Origin of the sequence: Paenibacillus tuaregi (genome assembly GCF_900086655.1) — a bacterium.
Taxonomy (GTDB): Bacteria; Bacillota; Bacilli; order Paenibacillales; family Paenibacillaceae; genus Fontibacillus; species Fontibacillus tuaregi.
Genome location: NZ_LT575476.1, coordinates 540,270 through 565,688 on the forward strand (window position 1 = coordinate 540,270; position 25,419 = coordinate 565,688).

23 protein-coding genes and 1 tRNA gene are annotated in these 25,419 nt (G+C 50.1%); 15 read left to right on the forward strand and 9 right to left on the reverse strand.

The features are described from left to right. Positions 1-25: 25 nt before the first annotated feature. From BN6628_RS02705 to BN6628_RS02715, 3 genes are all read right to left on the reverse strand, one after another. Complete coding sequence (locus BN6628_RS02705; RefSeq protein WP_068613875.1) at positions 26-2,359, reverse strand: ribonucleoside-diphosphate reductase subunit alpha; 2,334 nt, start codon at positions 2,357-2,359, stop codon at positions 26-28. 208 nt (positions 2,360-2,567) lie between these two features. Then, a complete protein-coding gene (gene nrdG / locus BN6628_RS02710) occupies positions 2,568-3,107 on the reverse strand; it encodes an anaerobic ribonucleoside-triphosphate reductase activating protein (protein WP_068613878.1) in 540 nt (179 codons plus the stop codon). Continuing rightward, positions 3,104-5,089: an anaerobic ribonucleoside triphosphate reductase gene (locus tag BN6628_RS02715; protein WP_068613881.1), complete on the reverse strand. Its 1,986-nt coding sequence runs from the start codon at positions 5,087-5,089 to the stop codon at positions 3,104-3,106. The genes nrdG and BN6628_RS02715 overlap by 4 nt, the downstream gene beginning before the upstream one ends. A 610-nt stretch (positions 5,090-5,699) precedes the next feature. On the opposite strand from BN6628_RS02715, the gene BN6628_RS02720 reads away from it, so the two are divergent. The 9 genes from BN6628_RS02720 (at position 5,700) to BN6628_RS02760 (ending at position 12,934) form a co-directional block, all read left to right on the forward strand. After that, the gene (locus BN6628_RS02720; RefSeq protein ID WP_068621895.1) at positions 5,700-5,999 is read left to right on the forward strand and encodes an MTH1187 family thiamine-binding protein; all 300 of its coding nucleotides are present in this window, start codon (positions 5,700-5,702) and stop codon (positions 5,997-5,999) included. An 80-nt stretch (positions 6,000-6,079) separates the two neighbouring features. Continuing rightward, positions 6,080-6,151: transfer RNA gene (locus BN6628_RS02725), tRNA-Thr, on the forward strand. A 219-nt stretch (positions 6,152-6,370) separates the two neighbouring features. Further along, entirely contained in the window at positions 6,371-6,952 is a 582-nt protein-coding gene (locus BN6628_RS02730; protein WP_082926763.1) for a TetR/AcrR family transcriptional regulator, read from the forward strand. Between the two features lie 36 nt (positions 6,953-6,988). Beyond that, on the forward strand, positions 6,989-7,999 hold the full coding sequence (locus tag BN6628_RS02735; RefSeq protein ID WP_068613887.1) for an ABC transporter permease: 1,011 nt from the start codon (positions 6,989-6,991) through the stop codon (positions 7,997-7,999). Continuing rightward, entirely contained in the window at positions 7,992-8,861 is an 870-nt protein-coding gene (locus tag BN6628_RS02740; RefSeq protein WP_068613890.1) for an ABC transporter permease, read from the forward strand. Before BN6628_RS02735 ends, BN6628_RS02740 begins: the two co-directional genes overlap by 8 nt. A gap of 24 nt (positions 8,862-8,885) precedes the next feature. Next, positions 8,886-10,481 (forward strand): ABC transporter substrate-binding protein, encoded by a 1,596-nt coding sequence (locus BN6628_RS02745; protein WP_068613893.1) that lies wholly within the window; start codon positions 8,886-8,888, stop codon positions 10,479-10,481. Between the two features lie 68 nt (positions 10,482-10,549). After that, complete coding sequence (locus tag BN6628_RS02750; protein WP_068613896.1) at positions 10,550-11,539, forward strand: ABC transporter ATP-binding protein; 990 nt, start codon at positions 10,550-10,552, stop codon at positions 11,537-11,539. After that, positions 11,523-12,494 carry an ABC transporter ATP-binding protein gene (locus BN6628_RS02755; RefSeq protein ID WP_068613899.1) on the forward strand — a complete coding sequence of 324 codons (972 nt, stop codon included), beginning with the start codon at positions 11,523-11,525 and terminating at the stop codon, positions 12,492-12,494. Before BN6628_RS02750 ends, BN6628_RS02755 begins: the two co-directional genes overlap by 17 nt. Before the next feature lie 20 nt (positions 12,495-12,514). After that, positions 12,515-12,934: an OsmC family protein gene (locus BN6628_RS02760; protein ID WP_068613902.1), complete on the forward strand. Its 420-nt coding sequence runs from the start codon at positions 12,515-12,517 to the stop codon at positions 12,932-12,934. Between the two features lie 59 nt (positions 12,935-12,993). Here BN6628_RS02760 and BN6628_RS02765 read toward each other — a convergent pair whose 3' ends face one another. Together BN6628_RS02765 and BN6628_RS02770 are read right to left on the reverse strand one after the other, a co-directional pair. Further along, positions 12,994-13,554 carry a sugar O-acetyltransferase gene (locus BN6628_RS02765; protein WP_068613904.1) on the reverse strand — a complete coding sequence of 187 codons (561 nt, stop codon included), beginning with the start codon at positions 13,552-13,554 and terminating at the stop codon, positions 12,994-12,996. 53 nt (positions 13,555-13,607) lie between these two features. Then, positions 13,608-14,639 carry an ROK family protein gene (locus BN6628_RS02770; protein WP_068613906.1) on the reverse strand — a complete coding sequence of 344 codons (1,032 nt, stop codon included), beginning with the start codon at positions 14,637-14,639 and terminating at the stop codon, positions 13,608-13,610. Between the two features lie 216 nt (positions 14,640-14,855). On the opposite strand from BN6628_RS02770, the gene BN6628_RS02775 reads away from it, so the two are divergent. After that, positions 14,856-15,266, forward strand: coding sequence for a hypothetical protein (locus BN6628_RS02775; RefSeq protein WP_068613909.1), 411 nt, complete (start codon positions 14,856-14,858; stop codon positions 15,264-15,266). Positions 15,267-15,423: 157 nt separating this feature from the next. Here the strand turns inward: BN6628_RS02775 and BN6628_RS02780 are convergent, their stop codons facing one another. From BN6628_RS02780 to BN6628_RS02795, 4 genes are all read right to left on the reverse strand, one after another. Then, a complete protein-coding gene (locus tag BN6628_RS02780; protein WP_068613913.1) occupies positions 15,424-16,893 on the reverse strand; it encodes an oligosaccharide flippase family protein in 1,470 nt (489 codons plus the stop codon). A gap of 79 nt (positions 16,894-16,972) precedes the next feature. Next, on the reverse strand, positions 16,973-18,097 hold the full coding sequence (locus BN6628_RS02785; protein ID WP_068613916.1) for an amidase domain-containing protein: 1,125 nt from the start codon (positions 18,095-18,097) through the stop codon (positions 16,973-16,975). 5 nt (positions 18,098-18,102) lie between these two features. Next, a complete protein-coding gene (locus BN6628_RS02790) occupies positions 18,103-18,780 on the reverse strand; it encodes a class F sortase (protein ID WP_235847561.1) in 678 nt (225 codons plus the stop codon). Between the two features lie 73 nt (positions 18,781-18,853). Further along, positions 18,854-19,180, reverse strand: a complete 327-nt coding sequence (locus BN6628_RS02795; protein ID WP_068613923.1) for a hypothetical protein — start codon at positions 19,178-19,180, stop codon at positions 18,854-18,856. Positions 19,181-19,639: 459 nt separating this feature from the next. Between BN6628_RS02795 and BN6628_RS02800 the strand changes: the two genes are divergently transcribed. From BN6628_RS02800 to BN6628_RS02820, 5 genes are all read left to right on the forward strand, one after another. Further along, on the forward strand, positions 19,640-20,332 hold the full coding sequence (locus BN6628_RS02800; protein ID WP_068613925.1) for a general stress protein: 693 nt from the start codon (positions 19,640-19,642) through the stop codon (positions 20,330-20,332). 303 nt (positions 20,333-20,635) lie between these two features. After that, complete coding sequence (locus tag BN6628_RS02805; protein WP_068621898.1) at positions 20,636-21,673, forward strand: YsnF/AvaK domain-containing protein; 1,038 nt, start codon at positions 20,636-20,638, stop codon at positions 21,671-21,673. 201 nt (positions 21,674-21,874) lie between these two features. After that, positions 21,875-22,744, forward strand: coding sequence for a carbohydrate ABC transporter permease (locus tag BN6628_RS02810; protein ID WP_068613928.1), 870 nt, complete (start codon positions 21,875-21,877; stop codon positions 22,742-22,744). After that, entirely contained in the window at positions 22,744-23,580 is an 837-nt protein-coding gene (locus BN6628_RS02815) for a carbohydrate ABC transporter permease (RefSeq protein WP_068613931.1), read from the forward strand. The genes BN6628_RS02810 and BN6628_RS02815 overlap by 1 nt, the downstream gene beginning before the upstream one ends. Positions 23,581-23,630: 50 nt before the next feature. Further along, on the forward strand, positions 23,631-24,890 hold the full coding sequence (locus BN6628_RS02820; RefSeq protein WP_068613934.1) for an ABC transporter substrate-binding protein: 1,260 nt from the start codon (positions 23,631-23,633) through the stop codon (positions 24,888-24,890). Positions 24,891-25,419 lie beyond the last annotated feature (529 nt).

Genomic DNA, 25,419 nt, shown 5'->3' on the forward strand with positions numbered 1-25,419 from the left:
AAGCCTTCGAAGGCTCTTTCGGATTTTACGATGCACACGACTCACATTCTTCAATGGTCAGCGCACGGCTGCGCACATAATACGTCGATTTGATGCCCGCTTTCCAGGCATGCAGGTGCAGACTGAGGAATTCAGTCGCTTTGATGTCAGGGCGCACATACAGGTTGAAGCTTTGCGCCTGGTCCACGTGACGCTGACGGGCCGAAGCCATCTTGATGGACCAGTTCTGGTCAATCAGGAATGCGGTTTTGTAATACCAGATTGTCTTCTCGGACAGGTCCGGAGCCGGGTTGGCAATTTTGTAAGTTGTCTTCTCTTCATAGGACAACAGTTCATACAGCGGATCGATACTTGCTGTAGATCCGGCAATGATTGAAGTGGAGCCATTTGGCGCGATAGCGAACATCCAGGCGTTACGCACACCATGCTCATGCACTTCAGCCTGAAGAGCGCGCCACTCTTCAGTAGTTACATATTTGCCTTCACGGGTTCCGTCGGTGTAATGACGGTAGGTGAAGTAGTGGCCTGTATCCCAGTCGGAGCCTTCGAATTTGGCGTAGCGGCCTTTTTCCTTGGCCAGCTCCATGCTGGAGCGGACAAGCAGGTAGTTGATTTTCTCATATAGAGCATCGTTGTAGGCTACGGCTTCGTCGGATTCCCAACGGATGCCTTCCAGAGCCAGCAGGTGATGCAGACCGAACGTCCCCAGACCGATGGCACGGTATTGGCTGTTCGTGTATTGAGCCTGCAGCACTTCGATGTTGTTAATGTCGATGACGTTGTCCAGCATGCGGACCTGAATCGGTACGAGACGCTCCAGAACGCCGGCCGGAACCGCACGTGCCAGGTGAATGGAGTTCAGATTGCAGACTACGAAGTCACCCGGGATTTTGGAGATGACAATGCGGGTCTGGCCGTCTTTGGTTACAAGCTCTTCCTGTTCAACCACTGTAGCGGACTGATTCTGCATAATCTCTGTGCAGAGGTTGGAAGAATAGATCATGCCATGCGCACGGTTCGGATTGGCCCGGTTCACTGTGTCACGGTAGAACATGTACGGGGTACCGGTCTCCAGCTGGGATTTCATAATCCGTTTCATAATATCGATAGCCTGTACGGTAATACGCGGAAGCGTTGGATGAGCCACAGCTTCTTCATATTTCTCACGGAAGGAGCCTTCACCAAAGGACTCATCATAAAAGTCTTCAAGTCCCAATGGGCGTCCGTTCGCATCTTTCCAGCCCATGGTCTTCTTCACTTCATGCGGGCAGAACAAGCTCCACTCGTCACGGTTCTCTACTGCCTCCATGAACAGGTCGGGAAGGCAGACCCCGTGGAACACGTCATGCGCGCGCATCCGTTCGTCCCCGTTGTTCAGCTTCAGGTCAAGGAAGGCCAGGATGTCTTTATGGAACACATCCAGGTATACGGCGATCGCACCTTTACGTGTGCCGAGCTGGTCAACACTGACCGCGGTATTGTTCAGCTGGCGGATCCAAGGGATAACGCCGGAGCTGGTGTTCTTGTGGCCGCGGATATCCGAACCGCGGGCCCGGACTTTGCCGAGGTATACGCCGATACCGCCGCCCATTTTGCTCAGACGGGCCACATCAGTGTTGGAGTCGAAGATGCCTTCCAGGGAATCATCGACCGTATCGATGAAGCAGCTGGAGAGCTGTCCGGCTACTTTTTTACCGGCATTGGACATGGTTGGCGTCGCTGCGGTCATGTAGATGTTGCTCATGGCCCAGTAAGCTTCTTTGACCAGTTCCATACGCGTCTCAGCCGGTTCCTTGTGCATCAGGAACATCGCGATGATCATATAGCGTTCCTGCGGAAGCTCCATAACTCGTCCGTCAAAATCGTTAGCGAGATAGCGCTCAGCAAGGGTAAGCAGCCCGATATAGTCAAACAGCAGATCGCGCGAAGGATCAATCGTTTCGCCGAGTTCTTCAATCTGCTCTTTGGTATAGACTTCGAGCAGCTCCTCTTTATAAATGCCAGCCTTGGTCAGCTCGCTTACGAGGTGATAGAATGATCCGTACGGTTCTTCCGGATATGCTTTGTAGCGGCGGTTGAACGCAGCTTTCTTATACAGTGTCGTAAGCAGGGAACGCGCAGCGGCGAACTTCCAGTCCGGTTCTTCCTTGGTTACAAGCTCCAGCGAGGACATGGTAAACGCGTTGCTGATCTCCTCAGCAGTGACTTCATCACGGCGCAGCTTGGAGGTCACTCCGCGCAGCAGGCGTTCTTTATCCAAAGAAGGGAGCCCTTCAAGAATGCGGTCCGCATAAATACCTAGACGGTTGCTGTCGAAAGCGAGTTGACGGTTGTTCGGTTTAGTGACGAAGGATGGCATAGAAGTAAATCCCTACTTTCTTATTGAAATATAAATTTATAGAGTAAAATTGCAGATTACATCGTTTGAAACTGGCTGCAATGGATCATCTGTTTTTGGCTGGTTAGGTTTGCCGCTCAAAAAAGGACCACAAGAAGCAATTATACTAGAAAGAGTCATGGCGATAAAGAAAGAATTAAAGACTTTGCTGCCGTTATTTGTATTCATTTCAAGGTGAAAATGGCTCTAAGCCAGAGCTGAAGCGGCTTTTCCAGAGAACAGCTTTTTCTTGGGCAAGACTCTTCGGAACATCAATCAGCCGCTGATTGGAGCTCCCACAGTAACGCAGGGAAGGATCGCGCATCTCTTCAATAAAACGCCCGTCGACAAGCACTTCGCAGCGCGACAGCAGTGCGTATTCGGCCGAACCGGGCTGGGCGGTTAACTCCTCAAACGTATAACCGCTGTAAATCCACACCGGGATGGGACCGGCTTTAAGGCGCAGCAGATCCAGAAAGCCGCTGACCTCCTCCGCAGAGAAGAAAGGATCTCCGCCAAGAATCGTGACTCCATTCAATAACGGATTGTTCTTAATTTCATCGATGATCTCAAGCTGCCTGGCCTTCGTGAAGGGCTCGCCGTAATTGAAATTCCAGGTCTTCGGGCTGAAGCAGCCCGGGCAGTAATGCCGGCATCCGCTGATGAAGATGGCGGCCCGGAGGCCCTCGCCCTCATTAATAGACTCCGGGGAATATCCGCAAATATTCATGGGGTATGCTTAACCCGGTCTCTGACTTCGGCCTGCTTGGCCCCGTTGAACCGGGTCTGGAAATCCCCGGTCAGGTAGCCGGTGACCCGGCGGAGCCTGCGGATATGTACATCATTCTCATGGCTTCCGCAGGAAGGGCAGGTGGCCCCGATAATGCCTTCATGCCCGCAGGCGGAGCAGCGGTCAATCGGATGATTGATGCTGAAGTAGCTTACCTGCTGATCGAGGGCATATTGGACGATGCGCAGGAATGCTTCCGGGTTGGCGCGGGCATTCCCGTTCAGTTCAATATAGGAAATGGCGCCAGCGTTGCACAGGTCGTGGAACGGGGCCTCAAGTTTAATTTTGGTGGCCGCGGTCACCGGATAGTACACAGGCACGTGGAACGAATTCGTGTAATATTCCCGGTCCGTTACACCGGGGATTGCCCCATAGAAAGCACGGTCACGCTTGGTGAATTTGCCGGACAGCCCTTCAGCCGGTGTGGCGAACAGGGTGATGTTCAGGTTCAGCCTGTCGCTGTGGCGGTCACAGTAGCTCCGCATGTATTGGATCAGCTGCAGCGCCTTTTGATAGACCTGCTCATCCTCGGCATGATGTTTGCCGTACAAGGCTTTCATACACTCTGCCAATCCGATGAATCCGATGGACAGGCTTCCGTGCTTGAGCAGATCTCCCACAGGAGCTTCCGGATCAAGCTGCTCGCCGCCTTCCCATACCCCTTCGCGCATCATGAAGTCGGACGCCTTGGCTTTCTGGGCGGACTGGATCTCAAACCGGTGAAGCAGCCCTTCCAGGGCGATATCCAGGCAGCGGTCCAGCTCCCGGTAAAATCCTGCTTCATCGGCTTTCTTGCGCCGCCCGAGCGCTGTGCCATGTTCAATCCCCATTTTCACCAGGTTCAAGGTGTTGAAGGACAGGTTGCCTTTGCCGGACAGGTGATTGCGGCCGAAACGGTCGGCCAGCACCCGGGTACGGCAGCCCATCGTTGCGAACTCGGTATCCGGGTTGGCCGGATCGTAGTAAGCCAGGTTGAGTGGGGCATCCAGATTGGCGAAATTCGGATACAGCCGATGTGCCGAGCATTCCGCCGCTTTCAGGAAGAGCGGGTAGTTCGGTTCTCCAGGCGCCTGGTTGATGCCTTTTTTACACTTGAAGATTTGGATAGGGAAGATCGGGGTCTCCCCGCTGCCAAGCCCTCTTAAAGTAGCCGCCAGGATGGAGCTGATGACAAGCTGTCCTTCAGGTGAGGTGCAGGTGCCGTAGTTAATGCTGGTAAAAGGGATTTGCCCTCCTGCCCGGCTCGACATCGTATTCAGATTATGGATAAGGCTCTCTGCGCCCTGCAGCGTCTCAAGCTCCGTCTCCTTGAGAGCATAACGGAAGGCCTTTGGATAACGTTCCTGGAGATCCAGGCGGCTCATGTGGACTTCCCCAAGCTCTGCGCCTGTAATGTTTGGATCCTGCTCCTCGAAGTAATCCAGGCCTTTAAGAAAATACTTCGAGAAGGACTTGGCCACATAAGGAGCCAGGTCATGGTCCAGCTTGTTCGCAGATACGCCGCCATACTGGGAGTTCTGCTGGGACTGGAAAATAATCGCCACCAGCGCCATAGCGGTCATGATGGAATTCGGCGGACGGACACTTCCGTTGCCCGTATTGAAGCCCTGCCGAAGCAGTTTATCAAATGGGATGAATATGCAGTTCGTTGTGCCAATGGCGTATTGATCAAGATCATGAATATAGACCCAATTGTCTTCATAAGCCTGCACAAGCGGTGTTGGCATCACAAAATGCTTTGCATACCACTTGGCATATTCACTGCCGAATTTGCTCATTTTCCCTGAGAAGCTCTCTCCGTTCAAATTGGCATTCTCCCGCAGCATCTCCAGATCGAGGCTGCCCCGAATGTCATCTCCAAGCTGTATAACTTCACTTAGCATACTTTCTTGTCTGCCAAGAACCGGATTCAATAGTGCCATTTACAACTTCTCCCCTCGATATACTTGTATATACGGATGCGAAAGAAGCTCCCATTCCAGCAACACTGCTGATACTTATCGTGCAGGTAGGAAAGCAATCGGGCTTTCGAATTGTTGTATGTAGTGCATCCGGACTCCCGTGTCTTCCCAAGAGAAGGAGGGCGTCGTGAAAACAGGCATATCCTGAAAGCCGAACACTTGCAGAAGAAGTCGGGGAATACGTGGTTTCGGGTAGAATCATGAGATCCTCCAGAACAATAAGCCCACAGAAGCGTCTGGCTTGCCAAAAGCCTGTTCACACTATATTTGGTTTCGGTTTATTTACATTACCACAATATATAGTGTTTGAATAGGGTTTGAAAATCCAAAACGCCAAGAAAAAGGGGCTTGACTTTTCGAGAGATAACCGCCTTCCCGCACCCTGCTTGGGATGAGCCGATTCAAAGAAATTTCACAAAAATTTTTTGCGGGATTTTGAAGAAAATTGGTTGTATTTGGGGTGTAAATTTTCATGGTTTTCAGCTTGGTCTTTGGAAAAATGAAAGAGGGATGTTAAAATTAAATGAGAACAAATAGCGGGATAATCCAATTGAGAAGGGAGAAGTTGATTGTGGCTATTGCTGAGGTAACTATTATTCCTATAGGCACAGGCTCCACCAGCCTGAGCACTTATGTGGCTCAGATGCAGCGGGTGCTGCAGAAGCAGGAAGGGGTAGAGTATCAGCTCACATCCATGAGCACGATTATCGAGGGACCGCTTGACCGTATCCTTGCGGCCATAACGGCGCTTCACGAAGCGACTTTTGAAGCTGGAGCCGGTCGGGTCTCCACGTCCATCAAAATCGACGACCGTCGCGATAAGCCTTCCTCTTCAGAGCAGAAGCTGCGGTCGGTGAGAGAGAAGCTGTGAAAGCCTCTCTCTTTGGTTCATTTTAATGCCTTAATTCAAGGTTGAAAAACAGACGATATGTTATATAATTATATATATAAGCTGGTGTAGCTCAGGGGTAGAGCAACGCACTCGTAATGCGTAGGCCGGGGGTTCAATTCCCTTCACCAGCATGCTTTCAAATCCAGAAAGTCATCTCCAAATTGAAGGTGGCTTTTTTTGTATTTCAAAGCCAAGAACATCAGTCAGATTAAGCGGATTTATTCGTTGACAAAAACCGACTAAACCTATAAGATATGAAAATAACTGACTGACCAGTCAATCTGGAGGGAGTGATTTCCATCGCAAACGCAAATCAGTCTAGTCTCCGGGATACGAGAAAATCTCAATTGATGGATATTGCCGTTGAGAGATTTGCCAGATATGGATATCAGAACACGAAAATTTCAGACATCGTTAATGATGCCGGAGTTGCGCAGGGCACATTCTATTGGTATTTCAAGAGCAAGGAAGCGATAGCCCTTGAGATCATTGAGGCTGGCCGGGAAGATTTGCTTGCAGTGATCAAGAGAGGTTACCGGACTGGGGGCGGCTCTGTCCAAGAGATGGTTCAGGGTTCGCAGCGCCTGCTGGCGGACATTTTTAGATTTGCACAGGAACACCGGTATTTCATGCAGCTGCTGCTCATGGATAACGGGGAAGAGGAAGCCATTCGAAATGCGTTCCGGGAAACACGCATCGAAATGGAGGATTCGTTCAGGCGAAATATTGAACGGGCGGTCGAGCTGGGCATGCTGCCGAAATCGTCAGACATACATATACGGGCAGCGCTCCTGATGAGTTTAATTGAGGGAATTGTTGCAAGGTGGCTGTTCGGACCTACCCCTTCGGATTCCAACCTGCCTGAGCTTGCGGTGGATGAATTGGCAGCGCAGGCCGTTCATTTTGAGTTTTTTGGATTGCTTGGGATATGACAGGTTGAAGACAGCTGAGAAGGAGGATCATGTGAGTTGTTAAAGTATGCGCTTCGACGATTAGCCATGATGATCCCAAGTATCGCGGGTATCGTCATGATCACGTTCATCTTAACAAGAATTTTACCAGGGGACCCGGCGCTTATGATAACAGGGGAACAAGCGCTTCCCGAGTTTGTGAACAAGGTACGGGAGGAGTACGGATTCAATCAGCCGCTCTATATTCAGCTCTGGGACTATATCAAGCAGTTGTTCAGGGGCGATTTGGGGTTTGCCTGGCATACGGGGCACTCGGTCGTATCCGATTTTGTGTCCCGTTTCCCGGCCACCTTGGAGCTTACGCTTGCAAGCATGCTCGTAGCTTTAATCATAGCGATTCCTCTTGGCATTGCAGCAGCCTCCCGGCAGAACTCTATTTTTGACCATATCGCGAGAGTGCTGTCTTTTATTGGATCATCGGTGCCTATCTTCTGGCTTGGATTGCTGCTTATTACGTTATTCTACTCCAAGCTTGGATGGTTGCCCGCGCCAATCGGCCGTATTAGCGGAGACCTGAATCCACCGACGCATATCACAGGCTTGTATGTACTGGACAGCCTGCTGAGCTGGGATATGGCCGCTCTGAAAAGCTCACTCCAGCATTTGATCCTGCCAGCGGTCTGCATGAGCATGGGCACGATGGCTATAGTCACGAAGATGATCAGGGCGAGCATGCTGGAGGTCATCCGGCAGGATTTCATGAGAACGGCCAAATCCAAGGGATTATCGCACAGAGCGGTCATTTACAGGCACGGTCTTATTAATTCCTTGATACCTTCCCTGACGGTAATCGGACTGCAATTTGGCGCACTGCTTGGGGGAGCGGTCATTACGGAGACGATCTTTGTATGGCCGGGAATCGGAAATTATGTAACGGAATCGATTCTCTCGGCAGACTATGCGCCTATCCAGGCGATGACCCTGATTAGTGCCGTGTTGTATGGATTCATTAATCTTATTGTTGAATTGTTATATGGGGTGCTTGATCCCCGGGTGAGATATGAATAGATCATTAAGGCAGCCATGGATAAGCTTCGTGAGGAAGATTACAGCGAAGAAATTGTTGTTAGTTGGTTTAATCATAGTTTTGGCATGGGTTATATTGGCGTTGGTAGCCCCATGGATTGCTCCGTTTGGACCTGATGAAATACGAACAGAAGACAAGCTGCAGTCCCCGAATATGGTGCATTGGTTCGGTACGGATAATTTCGGCCGGGATATTTTCAGCCGGATTCTGTACGGGGCGCGGGTCACAATTTGGACCGGGATGGTAGCGATAGGCATAGCAAGTGTGGTTGGAATTCCGCTCGGCGCTATCGCCGGTTATTTTGGAGGAAAGACCGGGAATTTCATCATGAGAATCATGGACATTTTGCTTGCTTTTCCATCGCTGATCCTGGCTATGGCGCTTGCAGCATCGATTGGACCCGGTTTATTTGGCGCCCTGCTGGCGGTCGGCATCGTGGCTATACCGGAATTCGCCCGTCTGATGTACGGCCAGACTGTTGTGATCAAGGAGAAGGAATTTATTGAAGCCAGCAAAGCGCTGGGGGTGCGGCAGTCAGCGATTATTTTTCAGCATATTCTGCCGAACGCCTTGGCGCCGGTCGTTGTACAAATTACGCTTGGCCTGGGATCAGCCGTATTGATTACCTCAAGCCTGAGCTTTCTGGGGCTGGGGGTCAAACCTCCAACAGCAGAATGGGGGGCCATGATTTCTTATGGCCGTGATTATATTATTTCGGGCGAGTGGTGGATGACGGTGTTCCCGGGAGCTGCGATTGCTACAACGATTTTCGGATTCATTTTACTTGGAGATGGACTGCGCGATGTTCTTGATCCGCACCGCCAATCTTCCAGACATAAATAGAAATATAGAGAAGGAGTGGAAGACATGATTAAAAGTAAATTTCTTATTCTTATTTCAGCATTGCTGGTACTGGTGCTTGCATCGGGCTGTGCACAAAGCTCCAATCCGAGCGGAACCGCAAGCAGCAATACAGCGCCCAAGGCTGATTCTGCGGCTGGAAAAACAATTACGATTGCTTATTCGCAAGGTGCAGGCCAGACGATGGACCCGCATGATGCCGGAGACTTGACTTCAGCCTCCTACGCATTTGCCCTGTATGATCAGCTGGTAACAAGCGCAACGGAGGAAGCCGGTGGCAAAACGGTGGGACGTACCGACAAAGTCGTTCCTTCACTGGCTGAATCCTGGAAGGTTTCCGATGATTTGAAGACTTATACGTTCACCCTCCGGGATGGGGCCAAGTTCCAAAGCGGTAAACCTGTCAATGCCGATGCGGTTGTATACTCGTTTGAGCGGGTTCAATCCAAAGGCGAAGGCGGAAGCCTGTATAAGCTGGCAAATATTAAGTCTGTGACCAAAATTGATGATAAAACAGTTGAATTTAAGCTTGGTGCTCCTAATCACTTGTTCTTGAAATATCTGGCTACCTTTACGTTCTCGATCGTCGATCCATCTGTTGCTAAGGGCCAACCGGATGATTACCTGACTCAGCATTCAGCAGGCTCCGGGGCGTTTAAACTTGAGAAATGGGACCCTGCTACCGAAGCTGTCTTTGTTGCTAATAAAGACTACTGGAAGGGTGCTCCAAAGGTTGATAAGGTGATCGTTAAGTATGTAGCAGAGGCTTCTAACCGTGAATTGTTCCTTGAGAAAAGTGAAGTTGATGTAGCGCTCGACATTCCGGCTAAAGACGTGGAAAGCTTGTCGAAGAAAGACAACCTCACGATCAGCTCGGAATCCTCCAACCGGATTGTATACCTTGGCATGAATGCGAACTTCAAGCCATTCGACCAGCTGAAGGTGAGACAAGCTATAAACTATGTGATTGACCAGAACAAGCTGATTAAGGATGTGGCCTTCGGACAAGCCTCACCGCTGAAGAGCTCCATCTCCAGCAAATCTCCGGATTTCACATCCGAGGGATATGAGTATTCCTACAACCTGGATAAGGCCAAGCAGTTGATTAAGGAAGCGGGTTATGAGAAAGGATTTACCTTTGACTTAACCGTAAACTCTTCAACTCAGGACTATGAAGATATTGCCGTCTTGCTTAAATCGGAGCTTGAGAAAATTGGAGTCACCTTGAACATTAACAAAGTAGCTCCAGCCCAATACCGCGAGCTGATTAATAATAAGAAAGCAGCAGCTTATCTGGGCAAATATACTTCGCTGGTCAATGACCCATCGTATCACTACGGTTTCCTGCTGGACAGCAAAGGTGCTTCCAACTATACAGGTTACAGCAGTAAGGTCGTTGATAATTTGTTAGCACAGGCTAATGTCGAACCAGACGATGCGAAGCGTTCGGAGCTGTACAAGCAGGTCCAAAAACAGGTTACGGCGGATTCACCGTGGGCGTACCTGTATGAAAGCAATTTGATTGTTGGCATCAGCAAGGATGTAAAAGGGTACATCTTCTACCCGGATGAGATTATTCGCTTCAGCTCATTGTACAAATAAGAAGAAGGACCTCCGAGCCGAAGGGCGCAGGGGGTCTTACCTACTTTAATTCATCATGGGAGGCCGCTATGACCAAGCTCTTGGAAATAGATCAATTGTCTATCGACTTCTCCAGTGGTTCCGGTCCGATTCGGGTAGTAAACGGGGTGCAATTGGAACTAGCGGCAGGAGAAACGCTTGGCATTGTCGGGGAATCCGGCAGTGGAAAAAGTGTGACCTCGCTATCCATTATGGGACTGCTTCCCCAGGGGCTGGCCAAGGTGGCGGAGGGAGATATTCGTTACCGTGGACAGAGTCTGCTGAACATGTCCGAATCCGAAATGCAAAAGGTGCGGGGCAATCAGATCGCCACGATCTTTCAGGAGCCGATGACGGCGTTGAATCCAGTCTTTAAGATCGGCCGCCAGGTTCGCGAGTCGATACGGCAGCATTCGAAAAAAAGTAAAAGAGAAGCCCATCAAGATGCGGTTGCCCTGCTCGGGGAAGTGGGCATATCCGCACCGGAGCAAATTATGGAGGCCTATCCGCACCAGCTGTCCGGAGGCATGCGGCAGCGTGTGATGATCGCGATGGCGATGGCCTCCAATCCGGATATTCTGATCGCGGATGAGCCGACAACCGCCCTGGACGTCACCATTCAGGCGCAAATTCTTGAGCTCATGAAGAAGCTTCAAAAGGAGCGGGGAACCGCAATTATTTTTATCACGCATGATCTTGGAGTTGTGGCTGAAATGTGTGACCGGGTGGCCGTCATGTATGCCGGTCAAATTGTGGAGCAGGGGGATATCCGGACGCTGTTCAAGGAAGCTAAGCATCCTTATACAATCGGCCTGTTGAACTCGATGCCCAAGTTCTCGGGTGAGATGAAGCGTCTGAAGGCGATACCCGGCCAGGTTCCCCATCCTTCGGAATATTTGCCTGGCTGCCGGTTTGCCCAGCGCTGCCCTTCCAGAATGGATTTATGTGAGAGCATAGAGCCGGCGCTTTACGACTTCGGCAATCAGCATTTATGCAAGTGCCATCTCTATAGGGGGGATACGGATGCAGCCCATTCTTGAGGTCAACGATTTAAAGAAGCATTATCCTGTAAAAACGGGTCTGTTCGGCCGGGTTACTGGCGCCGCCAAATCACTCGATGGGGTATCCTTTGCCATTGAAAAAGGGGAGACGTTCGCTATCGTGGGGGAATCGGGTTCAGGGAAAACCACTCTAGGCAAAACCGTGCTCAGGTTAATAGAGCCTACCTCTGGAGGCATCCTGTTCGAGGGGTCAGATATTACAGAGCTCGGTAAGGAGGCCATGAGAAGGCTTAAGACGGACATGCAGATGGTATTTCAGGACCCGTTCGGCTCCCTTGATCCGAAATGGACCGTTCGTCGTATTTTGGAGGAGCCGCTGCGTACCCATTATAAATTGGCGCCTGCAGAGCTTGTGGCAAAAGTGAATGATATCCTCGAGGTTGTAGGGCTGACCGCCAAACATGCCTCAAGGTATCCGCATGAACTGTCGGGCGGTCAACGGCAGAGAGTAGGGATCGCCCGGGCACTGATTCTTGAGCCTAAATTCATTGTTTTTGATGAACCGGTGTCGGCACTGGATGTATCGATACAAGCTCAAATTCTGACCTTGCTGGAGGATCTGCAGAGCCGGCTCTCCCTTACCTATCTCTTCATTTCCCACGATCTGTCGGTTGTCCGGTACATTAGCACCCACGTAGGGGTTATGTACTTGGGGAAAATGATGGAGATCGGCCCCTCGGAGGAGCTGTTCACGAATCCTCTCCATCCCTATACACAGGCGCTGATCTCAGCCATTCCCGAACCGGATCCGGACAATCGAAGAGAGCGGATTGTTCTGTCCGGGGAGGTGCCGAGCCCGCGCAAGCCGCCTTCAGGCTGTGTATTCCATACCCGCTGTCCTCATGCCATGCCGCAATGCGGCAGCGTAGAGCCAGAATGGCTTAAAGTATCCGAGAATCGTTATACAGCTTGTCATTTATATCAAAAATCGTAATAGGAAAGTAGGTTATCCATATGCAAGTAACGACAACATGGCAGGGTAAGAAGTTTTTTCAAGCAGCAGGTCCTTCCGGCTACAACGTGAACATGGACGCAACGCCGCAATGGGGAGGGGAAGGTAACGGCGCTTCGCCCGTGGAAGTCCTGCTGGCAAGCTTGGCGGGCTGTATTGGTATTGATGTAACCATGATTCTGGAGAATTTCCTGTCTTCCATCGATAAATTGGAGATTGTAACGAACGGAGTCCGCAAGGAGGAACCTCCAAAGGGATTTGAATCCATCGAGCTGATCTTTAAGGTGGACGGCGATATTCCCGATTACCGGATTTGGAAGGCCATTGAACTTGGAACGTTGAAGTATTGTTCCGTATCGGATTCGTTGAGTGCGGCCATTACACACAGACTTATTCTGAATGGCGTAGAGGTGTTTAAATAAGAGAGAGGGCGCGGGTTCCGGTTATGGGACCTGCGCCTTTTTCTAGCTAACAGTTCAAGTTACACTTCAACTTGTTTTATAATTCTAGCCGGGTTGCCGCCAACAATCATGTTGTCCGGAATATCCTTAGTCACCACCGCTCCAGAAGCAATAACAACATTATTTCCAATCGTTACGCCTGGATTAATAATGGCCCGGCCACCAACCCACACATTGTTGCCAAGAGTTACAGGTTTGCCGTATTCGGGTCCTTGTATCCGTTCATATGGATTCACAGGATGTGTGGCCGTATACACGTGAACACCGGGTCCGAACATACAATGATCCCCGATCCGTACTTCACACACATCCAGGATGGTGCAGTCAAAATTAGCATAGAAATTCTCGCCAACGTGAATGTTGGAGCCATAGTCAAACCGGATATTCGGCTCCATGCTAACGGTTTCTCCCGTGGAGCCCAGCAGCTCTTTGAGGATCTGGCTCCGGCGTTCTTCATCCATCTCGGTGGTCAGGTTGTAAAGACGTGTCATTCGTCTGGCATAGGCCCGCTCACGTGTTAATTCAGGGTCGGAAGCAAGGTACAGTTCCCCATCCAGCATCTTTTGTTTTTCTGTTTTCATGGTATCTCTCCAATCCTCTCTTATCATGGTAATCTGTTGTCATATACTTCAGGCTATCTCCGTTTCTCCACAAGCTGAAGGGAATAGGAGAGACTTTCCAGTGTCATTGTGATCAACCCGTACATATAGTCCTCTTCTGGATGCTCCAGCAGCGTAAGCTGAGGCACATGCATCTCTGGAATATACTTCAGACATTCCAACCGGATCATCTGTACGTCAGGCGGCTGGATAAGGCTTCCCGTCAAGGCAATGGTCTCCGGGTTCATAACTGCAATTAAACTGGATATGGCCCAAGCAGACAGATGGGGGAACGTATCGCGATTGTGCAGTTGTCGCAGCTGCTCCTCGCGTGACATGCCAAACGGTAAAAAAGAGATCTCTCCGGCAAACCGCGTATTCCCTCTGTGAATATGCCCATCGACCATAATCCCTGCTCCCGGAAAAGAGCCTTCGACGAATGTCACAACGGCTACGGACTTGTCTTCTTCGTATTCCTGTTTGCGGTAGAAGCCATATACCGTTGAGTTCATGTCGTTCTCTATAAGGACCCCGATGTTATGTTTCTCATGAATGCGGTCCATCAGAGGGACATTGACCAATTCCGGAATATCACAGAGATTAATAACCCCCTCATATACAGCCCCCGGGACACCGATTCCTACAGCCCGGATCTGCGGATAAAGTGAGAGGAGTCTATCAACTTCCTCTTCAATCACTCCTGCGTTCATTTGCGCCGCTTCCAGGCCGCCTTCCGAGATGGTCTCCCCCGCCAGATTGGCCACTCTATAATTAAGGGAATGTGTCTCCACTCCAGCTTGGATAATCATGCAGGCAATATAACTATAGTTCACATTATATTGGTACAGCTTCGCCGGACGGCCGCCACTAGATTCCTCCAGGTCCAGCTCGAACAGTTCACCGGTATCCAGCAGCTCATTAAGCATGTTCCCACAGGTGGCTACGCTTAAGCCTGTAGCCTGTGCCACCATAGATTTCGTGCCCTGCTTCATCGATTTAAGCGCCTGCCGAACCAGTTCCAGGTTCATCTTTTTCACTTGCATTGTATTGTTTGTAATTGGACTCATTTAGTTTGCTATCACCCCAGACCACTTATAATAATACTTTTAATAAGTAATAAAATATATGATTTATGTCCTTTTGTCCACCCAGAGACTGAGCAGGAGAACGATGAGTCCGATTATGGTAAGGGGAGCAGCCTCATTATTCCTCTTGAAACTCAAGAGTCCAATCGTTTCCATAAGTCTCTCATACTATGTAAATATAGAAGGGAGGTAGTAATCATGGCAGTTATAATAGACAGAGGAAGTTCAGTTGCGTCCACGGGCACTGAGACACTCAGCATCCCCATTCTAAGTCCATCCGATCCGGTGGGACTGGCTAACTTTGGACTGTATACCATCAATGGAGGCAGTGCGCTGTTGAATGCAACGGTAGGTTTCCAGACAACTTTGGGAGTCCCTAATGTGGTATTTACGATCTATAGAGACGGACAGCCTATTTTTAACGTGGGTGCTTCCGGGTTATCCGCTCTGGCCATAACTCCGGTAAACATATCTTATTTGGATAACGCCCCTCAGGGATACCATTCCTATCTGCTGGTGGTCACAAACAACAGCTCTAATGTTCTGCTGAATACAGCAAGCGTTACAGGACCGGTATCGTTCTCTGGAGTGTCGTTCGGAGACTTTTAAGAAAATAAAGCAGCCCTGAATGGCGATATGAACTGTGATCCAGATGGTGGACCGTTCAATATGCCAGCAGGGCTGCTTTGATTATCAACATGGGCTAACGTCGCCGACCTATGGGTCTGCTAGTTTAGTTCATTTGGCTCTTTAAAGTTGGAGCGGCTCATAGAAGACGTTTAAACCGGATTTTAAAATAGAGGGCAGAGCAGAGCAGGTAGGAAGCCAGTTCTATCATAATACCGTAAGGTGGGACCAGCCATTTATAGCTTCCTATACATAGCAAGGCGAGGGCTGCAAAAAACACAATGTCCCGAACATATAACGCTAAGCGGGTTTTAATATAGCTGAAAAGCTGTAGTACCTTAAAGTTCCACAAGGTGGATACCAGCTCAAGGGTGATTGTTCCAAGAGCTATGCCCGCATAACCCATCCCCGGCACTGCGACAGCCGCATACAGGATCGTAAAGTTAGCTGCAATTCCTACAGCCAGTCCCAGAAATGGGGCTTTTTTTTGATTTTTGGCCCATAATATGCTGGTGGTCACCTCTCTAAGTCCTGCCAGAAGCGGAATCACCGCAAGCATCTTGATGGACGGCTCCGCACTGGGAACACCAAATAGCAGCTCGGATATTTCCGGTGAAAAACAAAAAATAAAACAACTGGAGGCCCACCCCCATACCCAGGCCAAGTCTATTGTGTAGTTCCTTCTTTTATTGAACTGGCGGTACTTCCGGTTGGTCCAGTCCGATGAGATTTTCATCGTGGAAATATGTGTGATTGCCCCGGTGAACAGTGTTGGCATATAAGCGACCACAAGAGCGATTCCAGTAAACACCCCGAGCATCTGCACCGCTTCAAGTGAAGAATAACCCGCAACTCTCAGCCGCTGGGGAATCAGGAGAGAATCCACAAAATCAGAGGCGGGGACAAGCAGACGGGTCAGACTGATGATGCATGAAACCTTGGCGATGGTCATAAATCCGGTTCTGTAATCCGTTGATGGTGAAGGGGACTTATCCGGAAATTTGAACAGGATGGCTGCGGTAAGAAACGCAAAGGCAGCTATAGCTCCAAGCGCGGTACCCAGTACCGCCGCACCTACAGCCAACTCCAGGCCTGAGGGAATGAACAGGGGGATGAGCAGCATTAAAGAGCCAATGCGTACGGATTGCTCAATAATCTCAGACCAGGCAATGATCCCGTAACGTTCAAGCCCTTGAAGATAACCCCGGAGCAGACCGAGTAACGGGACGGCAAATAAAGACGGGGCCAAGCAGCGGATGACCACATCCAGCTGGGGATAACCGAGCAGGGAAGCGATCCAAGACGACTCCAGAAAGGTTATAAGGCTGGCCCCGCCTCCCAGAAGCAGCAGAACCATCGAGAAGCCTTTAAATTGGCCCCAGCCTGCATTAGGGTGACCGGAAGTGTAAATGGCCAGTGCCGTGGGCACTCCGCCAGAGATAATCATTAAGATCAGGGCATAGAAGAAGTAGGACAGTTGATAAAGTCCTAATCCTTCCATCCCCAGGCTTCTTGTGATGAAAACTTTACCAGCCAGGCCAATAGTTTTGACAGCTACTAAGGCCCCGGCCCTCATCAGGGTTTGTTTAACAAGCAAGGGTAATTTCAACTCTTGTCCTCCCCACCCAAAAGGCTGTCCAATAAAGCTTATGACAGCTGTAGGGCGGTTAAGAACAAGCTATAGCTATTTAATCGCGAATGTGAATGACTTGGTATTTGGTATATTTATCCCAGCCTAAATCAAAGGGAACGCGATAACGGTCCGCGGTATGTGAGTTGACTAACGGATAACCGCCTTGATCAAATCCGACAATAACCGAGAAGTGGTCGATATCCCCATTTAGTTGGTAGGCAATAAGATCTCCCGGCTGAAATTTATATACTTCAGTTCCCTGCTGCTGAAGCTTGTTCGAAAATTTAACAATTTTCGTGAAGTCTCCATGGGCAACAACCGTTCCATATCCAGAGTGAACCAGGAAGCTTTTGAAGCTGTCCGTTCTTACCCAGGCCTGACTGCCGCCATTACCATAGAAGTAACGCCAATCCCTCCACATGCGCAAGCCTCCGCCTTCCTCCTTGTCGCCAATGACCTGCGAAGAGAAGTTGGTGCAGTCTCCACCCTTGGACGTATAATCCAAGTACTTCCGGTTGTAACGATGCTCATTTCCGGCTCCCCAAGCGAGGCCGGCATATTTGTTAGCATATTCAACCGCACGGAGCCGGTTGTACTTCGTATGGGCCCGTACGCTTACCGGAGCCTTTCCGGGAATGAAATCAGTATCGCATTGCTGGATGAGCTTCGGGTTCTCTTCAAGCGGATCAGAATACCACTCACGTTCCAACAGCCAGCTTTGGTTTACTTTCTTAAGCCGGATCGCGTGCCGGGTTCCAATTCCGAAGTCATGCTGGCCAGGATATTTCCCCTTATACTCGTAACTTACTTTTAGGGACTGCGCCAGGGAGACTTTAGCTGTGTCGCCGGTAACGTTGAGGCGGATAATTCGGATTGAACATTCAGCGTTCACGAACTTCATTCGCCGGTGATGAGCCCAGGTCTGCAGATACTCAGCCCGGTCAAGCTCATGTTGAAATGCGTGACGACTGTAGCGGTCACTTGGGAGATAATAGTCCTTAATAAGCTCTTTGTTCTGATCCAAAAGCAGCTTGGCCCGGTTCTCAAATAAATTTTGAAGCATCAGGGTTATCTGTTCTTTCTCAGATGATTCCGCACGGGCAGCTGGCAGGCTGCTGATACCATAAGTGTGACAAGTAACAATTGCAAAAATGAGGAGAGATTTCAAAATCCTATACACGATGTCTATTCTCCCTGGGTATTTATTGGGTTAGGCTTCAAAGTCCCTTTAGTGTCTTTGGTTTGTTGATTGCAGGCGGCTTCCACCCCGGACAGTTCCGTATAGACCACAAGTCTTCCCTCATGCTCGCGTCGGCTTCTGCTGTATCTTCCTGCACAGGTAATCAAGTTGAGTTGACGTTTTAACGATGGCCCGAATATAGCTTCAGTGGGTGCCTCCGCCGTAGCATAATAGTTCACGGATTTAACGGTAAAACGGATTTTACACCCTCTGTTATTTTTTATATATACAAAGTCCCCCTGCTTTAGCCTTTTCAATGGATAAAATACGGCGGGGCCTGTATAGGTATCCACATGGCCATCCATAACAGCATTTCCCACATTGCCAGGTAATACTCCTTTTAGAAAGCCGACCCGGTCGGTGTTGTGGGGAACTCCCATTTGTCCGTTTTTCAAAAAGCTTACAGGTTCAATCCTGGCTTGCAGTTTTACAGAGGGAATGCTGATCTCGTAAGGAACTATTCCCTTAAAGGATTCAAAATTAAAATCCCGGGTGTTATCCGGTTTTGGAATAGGCAGCTTAGTCTCGGTTTGTACCTTAATGGGTCTGGGTTCAGATTGAGGTTGAGAATTCGGTGTAGTGGAACAACCCGCACAGCACCATACATAAAAAATTCCGGTCAAGAAACGAGCTATTCTGATCTTATTCATTTTTAAAAAAAGAGAGGACTAACCAAAATCCCCTCTTCCGTCCTTCCTATTCCATTTGTTCGCTTGCGCCGCCAAAACCTGTTTTAGGCATTTGTGTACCTTTGGCTTTTATGCTCTTTGTGTGCATCCCACCAATTTTTTTGGCGTGGCTTGAACTTTTGCCGTGAAGTGTCCCAGCTTTGCCATGGGAGCTTTTGTGCAGAGTATGCTTCTTGTGGGTGCTTTTAGCATGAGTCTTATGCGTGCTCTTTGTCTGGGTCTTATGTTGTGCCGGTTTTTTGTGCCCATCTGTTTCTGCGGAAGCTGAAGATACAGCTACACCTGCATTAAGCATCAAGGCAAGGGATGCGACTGCTACGATAATCTTTTTCATTTTGTACTGCCTCCTTGAGTTTGTGTTTTTTGGGTACGATACTAAAATGCGCGTTTTGGAGACAATTATTTAAACATTTCTTACCATCACCTAAAAAGGAAATGAGGGGGAAGGGATTTCACCCAAGAATCTGTGAACTCCAAACATATATAGAAAGACCAACGTAACTAGAAGAGTCCATAGCGCTTCTGCCATCCTATGAAACTACCGGAATCAGCTGCCCGGTACCCAAACTGGAGTGGATGCACGCAGATGAATGAGGGGGCTTCGGCTATGGAGACCTTAATTTTCTCTGACAGCGACCTGGCCCTTGTTCTTCAGGTTAATTTTCAGAGATGTTCAGTGATCACACAGGTATTCCTGCCTGTTTATCCTAAAGAGTGATGGTTAAATACATAGTACAAAATCGTATGAGCCCTTTTATCTCATAAATGGTCCATACTGGAGGGGAAATATACTATGACACAGAAAGTTGTAGGTGTATTTGGCAGTGAGGGCGAAGCAACAAATGCGATAACGCAATTGAAGGACATGGGCATTAAGGCAGAGGATATCTCGATTGTTGCAAAAGATACAAGACGCGCCGCATCGATCTCCGAGGAGACGGGTACGAATTCCTCTGAGGGTGTGGCTGTCGGTGCGACCGCAGGCGGGGTGCTTGGGGGAGTGACCGGGCTGCTTGCCGGACTTGGCGCGCTGGCTATTCCGGGAGTTGGTCCGCTGCTGGCAGCCGGGCCGATTGCGGCTGCTTTAACGGGAGCCGCGATTGGAGCGGGAGCCGGGGGCTTGGCTGGAGGGCTTATTGGTGTTGGTGTGCCTGAGACAGAGGCCAAGGAGTACGATAACCAGGTGAATGAAGGCCGCATTCTGGTGCTCATTGACGCCGAGCCGGAGCAGATGAACGATATTTATCACGTGTTCCACAGCAACAATTCCTTGAATTCACAGTATTTCAGCCGTAATGACGAGGCCGGCCAGGTAGGAGATCAGGACGTCCTCGGCACGCACGTAAGTGCAACCGATCAGGGGACCCTGCCTTGGTACAATGAGAAGGACGTTCCAGCCGACCCGGAGGATACCGTCTCTATTGCCCAGAACAAAGAGGCCGAGCTTCGTCGTCTGCATGATGAGCAAGTAAGCAGACACAGATAAATGTTAATGGCATGGGAACAGGTGATATGTGAAAGCAAAGTGAATTGGAAGCAGCTTGTCGAACGAGGCCATCTCAACCGGGTGGCCTGTTTGGGTTGTTCAAAAGGCTGTGGGAGGTCCTATATGCAGGGTTGGAAGTGTCAGAAAGGGGATTTACATATAGCAGCTTCAATCCACCTGGGAATAACTGCATATTCTCAAAAACATAAGAATATCCTGTTTATCCCTCAGGGGGCTGGTTAATTACATATTACGTTTCGCAGGATGAACTACAACATGACGAACAACTTGGAGGTAATCAACATGACTAAGAAAATTGTTGGCGTATTTAGAAACGAACAAGAAGCTACGAACGCGATCGAAGAGCTGAAGCGTCAGGGTTTCAGAGCAGACGATATCTCCATCGTGGCCAAGGATAAGCGTGATGTATCGGCAATAAGCGATGAGACAGGCACTAAAGCTCCAGAAGGTGTTGCAACAGGAGCGGCAACCGGCGGAATTCTGGGCGGTGTTACGGGACTGCTTGCGGGGCTTGGGGCGCTGGCCATTCCCGGCATCGGCCCTATCGTAGCAGCTGGTCCTATTGCCGCCGCGCTGACCGGGGCAGCCGTTGGTGCGGGCACAGGCGGACTGGTAGGCGGGCTTGTTGGACTGGGCATCCCAGAGGATGAGGCTGAGGAATATGACACCATGATTAACGACGGCCGCATTCTGGTTATGGTTGATGCGCAGCCGGGTCAGGCAGGCCGAGTGTATCAAATCTTCCGTGACAATCATTCGCTGAACGCGCATTACTACAGCCGATATGATCAGGCGGACGCTGAGGTACAGACTCAGGACAGAGTAGGAACACACTTAAGCGCCACGGACACAGGTACAATGCCGGTATATAATGAGAAGGATACAGTTGAGCCTTCCTCTAGAGCCGATTCTGCATATCCGGACAAGGAAGCCGACAAGCTGCAGCTTCGTGAGGAGCAGCTGTCTGTGGACAAGAACCGGGTTAAGACGGGAGAGGTTCAGGTCCGCAAGGAAGTTGTGGAGGAGCAGAAGACGATCAATGTTCCTGTGAGCCATGAAGAAGTTGTGATTGAGCGCAAGCCTGTCCAGGATGGTGCGTCTGATCAGCCGGTTGGCAAGGAGGAGGCCATCCGCATTCCGGTGACCGAGGAGAAGGTGGAAGTGAACAAGAACGCGGTGGTAACGGGTGAGGTTGAGGTCCATAAGCGTGATGTTCAAGAGACGCAGCAGGTGCAGGATACCGTTAGAAAAGAAAAAGCCCGCGTCGAGCGCAGCGGCTCTCCCGAAGTGAGGGAGGAGCAGCTGAACAGCCGCCGCTAATTATATAATTACTGGCAGAAGCCGCCCGGCTTAGGGGCGGCTTCTTTTGGCGTACCAAGCGGGCTGCTGATTGGTTTGTCCGCCATAAGCTCAAGGAAATGAGACCGGAGACAACCCAGACTTGAGGGGGCTGGGCGATTCAAAAGTGTACTCAGAAGGTAATAAAAGGGACAAAAGAGTACATAACGAGAGGTGATAGGTATGGAACGGAAGAAAGCGTCAAGCTGGCTCTACCAGCTCATATTTGTCGGACCTTCCGCGGTGTTTTTCCTCCTGATTGTGGCGGTCCCTTTCTTTCTGGGACTCTACTATTCATTCACAAGCTGGAATGGAATTTCCAGACATGTCACATGGGTTGGGCTTAATAACTACATTCATATTTTCACAAAAGACCCTGACTTTCTAAACTCTTTCTGGTTCACCGTTAAGTTCACGGTGCTCGGCGTGGTGCTGACGAATGTGGTCGGTTTCGCGCTTGCCTACCTGCTTACGAAGCCGCTGGCCACCCGCAATGTGATGCGGACGGTTTTCTTCATGCCGCACGTTATTGGCGGCCTGCTGCTCGGTTTCATTTGGCAGTTCATCTTCGTCCGGGGCTTCCAGTCCATCGGCGGACCGTTCTTCAATCTCCCGTGGCTTGGAACGGAAAGCACCTCCTTCTGGGCGATCGTGATCGTATTTATTTGGCAAAATTCGGGGTATCTGATGGTGATCTACATCTCCTCGCTTGGAGCGATCCCGGGGTCTTTAATTGAAGCCGCCAAGGTGGATGGGGCGGGCCGCAAGCAAGTGCTCCGGCATATTATCGTACCGCTCATTATGCCAGGGGTAACCGTGTGTCTTTTCCTGGCCATTTCCTGGTCGTTCAAGCTGTTTGATCTAAATTTGTCGCTGACCAAGGGCGGACCGTTCAAGTCTACGGAATCCGTGGCGCTCAATATTTATAATGAGGCCTTTAACATCAGCCGTTTCGGAATGGGGTCTGCGAAGGCGATCATCTTCTTCGTCATTGTCGCGATCATCTCGATTCTTCAGGTACGGGCAACGAAGAGCAGGGAGGTGGAGGTCTAATGAATACGATTAAGCGCTACCGCTCTTCCTATGTGGTGATTGAGGTCATCCTCATCCTGCTTGGCCTTCTGTTTCTGGTGCCTTTTTACTTCCTGCTGGTGAACTCGGTGAAAGAGTTCGGTGAGATTCTGACAAATTCCGCAGACTGGCCAAGCGCGTTCAAGTGGAGCAACTACTCGGAGGCCTGGACCAAAACCATGTTCCCGCAGGCGTTTGGCAATTCACTTCTGATCACCGTGCTCAGCAATCTGCTGCTCGTGCTGACTTGTTCCATGGCAGCATACCGGATGGTGCGCAAGCCCACCCTCTTCAACCGTCTGCTCTACGGGGCGTTTGTGGCGGCGATGGTGATTCCGTTCCAATCCTTGATGATTCCGCTCGTCAAGGTGGTCAGCCTTCTCGGCGTGATGGATACACGCACCGGGCTGATCCTGTGTTATCTGGGATTTGGCGCTCCGATTACGGTGTTCCTGCTGCATGGTTTTGTTAAGACTGTGCCTATCGACATCGAGGAAGCCGGCAGGGTGGATGGCAGCTCTACCTTCGGCATCTTCTTCCGTCTGGTGCTTCCGCTTATGCAGCCGATTATTGTGACGGTCATCATTCTCAATACGCTGTGGATCTGGAATGACTATCTGATGCCGTCCCTGATCCTGCAAAGTCCAGAGATGCGGACGATCCCTATTGCAACCTACGCTTTCTTCGGCCAGTTCACAAAGCAGTGGGATCTGGCCCTGCCTGGGCTGGTTCTGGGCATTGCGCCAGTTGTCATTTTCTTCCTGGCGATGCAGAAATATATTATCGAGGGAATTGCCCAAGGCTCCGTTAAAGGCTAAACCATGGGACGATTACAGGATAGGACGGTTGAAAAGGAGGTTGTTATGATATGAAATCATGGGCGAGAGGTCTTGCGCTTCTGCTTCTCACGGCCTTGACGGCCACCGGCTGTGGCCGCAGCGGGGCGGAGAGCGGCGGGGTCAAGACCGTACACATTTTTCAGTTCAAGGTGGAAATATCTGAGGCCATGGCCCGGCTCAAAGCAGAGTATGAGAAAGAGCATCCAGGCGTGAAGCTGGACATTCAAACCGTAGGTGGAGGCAGCGACTACGGAGCTTCGCTCCGAGCGAAGTTCTCCTCCGGTAAGGAGCCGGATATCTTCAATATCGGCGGATACCGGGAGCTGGATATGTGGCAGGATTATCTGGAAGACTTGTCGGATGAACCATGGGTGAAGGATGTAAAGCCGATTGCCAAGGAGCCGATGACCAAGAACGGGCGGTTATACGGTCAGCCGATGAACCTGGAGGGTTACGGGTTCATTTATAATAAAGATTTATTCAAGAAAGCCGGGATCGAGAAGCCTCCGGTGACCTTGAGTGAATTGGAGGAAGCGGCCAAGAAGCTGAAGGCGGCAGGTATTGTTCCTTTTGCCAACGGGTATCAGGAGTCGTTCGTGCTGGGGAATCATAATATTAATCTGGCTTTTGCTTATCAGAAAGACCCTGCCGCATTCATCAAGGGGCTTAACGAAGGAACCGAGAAGTTTGCGGGGAACAAGGTGGTTAAGATGTGGTCGGACCTATTCGATCTGACCTTGAAATACGGGAATGATAACCCGCTGACCACGGACTACAATACCCAGGTGACCATGCTTGCCAGCGGCAAGGCGGCTATGATGCAGCAGGGGAACTGGACCCAGGTGCAAATTGACGGGATCAATCCGAAGCTGAACCTGGGCATCCTGCCCATGCCGATTAACAATGAGCAGGGTAACGATAAGCTGTTCGTAGGAGTGCCGAATAACTGGGTGGTAAACAAAAATTCGCCGGTCAAGAAGGAAGCGAAGGAGTTCCTGAATTGGCTGGTATCCTCGGAGACGGGCAAGAAATATATCACCAAAGAGTTCAAGTTTATCCCGGCCTTTGACAATATTAAAGGCAAGGAGGAGGATCTTGGGGCGTTGGGTATGGAAGTTCTCTGGTATACAGATGCAGATAAGGCGCTGACCTGGAACTGGTTCCGGTTCCCGAACGGCATGTCACCTGAGTTCGCAAGCAGCATGCAGGCTTATATTGGCGGCAAAATCAATAAGGAAGAGATGTATGAGCAGTTCCAGCGAAACTGGGACAACCTAAGTGCGCGATAGACGCCAAGTCAACCATCACAAGGTTAAGCATCAAGAAGGGTGCCCCAAGGTCTCGTTAGACCTTTGAGGCACCTTTTGTCTGTTGATATTCCGGAGGCGGGTATACATGGTGATACTCAATCCTAAAATCTTACGAACCCGGTTGGCACAAGCGTGAGTTTGCCAAGGAACGCTCTCATTTTTTGCGAAATAGTAAGATTGGGTAATTTGGTAGTGATCAAATAAGTAAGAAGTAGGAAATATAGCCATTTATATAATTCCTTGCAGATAATGCCGACTGCCCATCGAACTTGTACGCAGCAGCTATAGGCCGGGAAGGACCAGTAGAATGGACGCGAGCGCCGAACAGGGAATCCTGCGGCGCTCGCTTTGGTTATGCGTAAGTTATATTGTAACCTATGCCTTTATGTACACGGTAAAGACATGGCAATGTTCCTGCTCAGATCATAACTGACATTTTCCAAAACAACAAAAGCCCTACCTCTCTCTTGTCCTTGCGGCTCCAATGACCGCGCCAGTGTGAATCAGA

Coding starts and splice junctions, on each gene's coding strand:
- BN6628_RS02810 (WP_068613928.1), top strand. CDS start 21,875: ATGGAACGGAAGAAAGCGTCAAGCTGGCTCTACCAGCTCATATTTGTC.
- BN6628_RS02705 (WP_068613875.1), bottom strand. CDS start 2,359: ATGCCATCCTTCGTCACTAAACCGAACAACCGTCAACTCGCTTTCGAC.
- BN6628_RS02775 (WP_068613909.1), top strand. CDS start 14,856: ATGGCAGTTATAATAGACAGAGGAAGTTCAGTTGCGTCCACGGGCACT.
- BN6628_RS02815 (WP_068613931.1), top strand. CDS start 22,744: ATGAATACGATTAAGCGCTACCGCTCTTCCTATGTGGTGATTGAGGTC.
- BN6628_RS02765 (WP_068613904.1), bottom strand. CDS start 13,554: ATGAAAACAGAAAAACAAAAGATGCTGGATGGGGAACTGTACCTTGCT.
- BN6628_RS02740 (WP_068613890.1), top strand. CDS start 7,992: ATGAATAGATCATTAAGGCAGCCATGGATAAGCTTCGTGAGGAAGATT.
- BN6628_RS02715 (WP_068613881.1), bottom strand. CDS start 5,089: ATGGCACTATTGAATCCGGTTCTTGGCAGACAAGAAAGTATGCTAAGT.
- BN6628_RS02800 (WP_068613925.1), top strand. CDS start 19,640: ATGACACAGAAAGTTGTAGGTGTATTTGGCAGTGAGGGCGAAGCAACA.
- nrdG (WP_068613878.1), bottom strand. CDS start 3,107: ATGAATATTTGCGGATATTCCCCGGAGTCTATTAATGAGGGCGAGGGC.
- BN6628_RS02820 (WP_068613934.1), top strand. CDS start 23,631: ATGAAATCATGGGCGAGAGGTCTTGCGCTTCTGCTTCTCACGGCCTTG.
- BN6628_RS02755 (WP_068613899.1), top strand. CDS start 11,523: ATGCAGCCCATTCTTGAGGTCAACGATTTAAAGAAGCATTATCCTGTA.
- BN6628_RS02730 (WP_082926763.1), top strand. CDS start 6,371: ATGGATATTGCCGTTGAGAGATTTGCCAGATATGGATATCAGAACACG.
- BN6628_RS02770 (WP_068613906.1), bottom strand. CDS start 14,639: ATGAGTCCAATTACAAACAATACAATGCAAGTGAAAAAGATGAACCTG.
- BN6628_RS02795 (WP_068613923.1), bottom strand. CDS start 19,180: ATGAAAAAGATTATCGTAGCAGTCGCATCCCTTGCCTTGATGCTTAAT.
- BN6628_RS02750 (WP_068613896.1), top strand. CDS start 10,550: ATGACCAAGCTCTTGGAAATAGATCAATTGTCTATCGACTTCTCCAGT.
- BN6628_RS02760 (WP_068613902.1), top strand. CDS start 12,515: ATGCAAGTAACGACAACATGGCAGGGTAAGAAGTTTTTTCAAGCAGCA.
- BN6628_RS02745 (WP_068613893.1), top strand. CDS start 8,886: ATGATTAAAAGTAAATTTCTTATTCTTATTTCAGCATTGCTGGTACTG.
- BN6628_RS02805 (WP_068621898.1), top strand. CDS start 20,636: ATGACTAAGAAAATTGTTGGCGTATTTAGAAACGAACAAGAAGCTACG.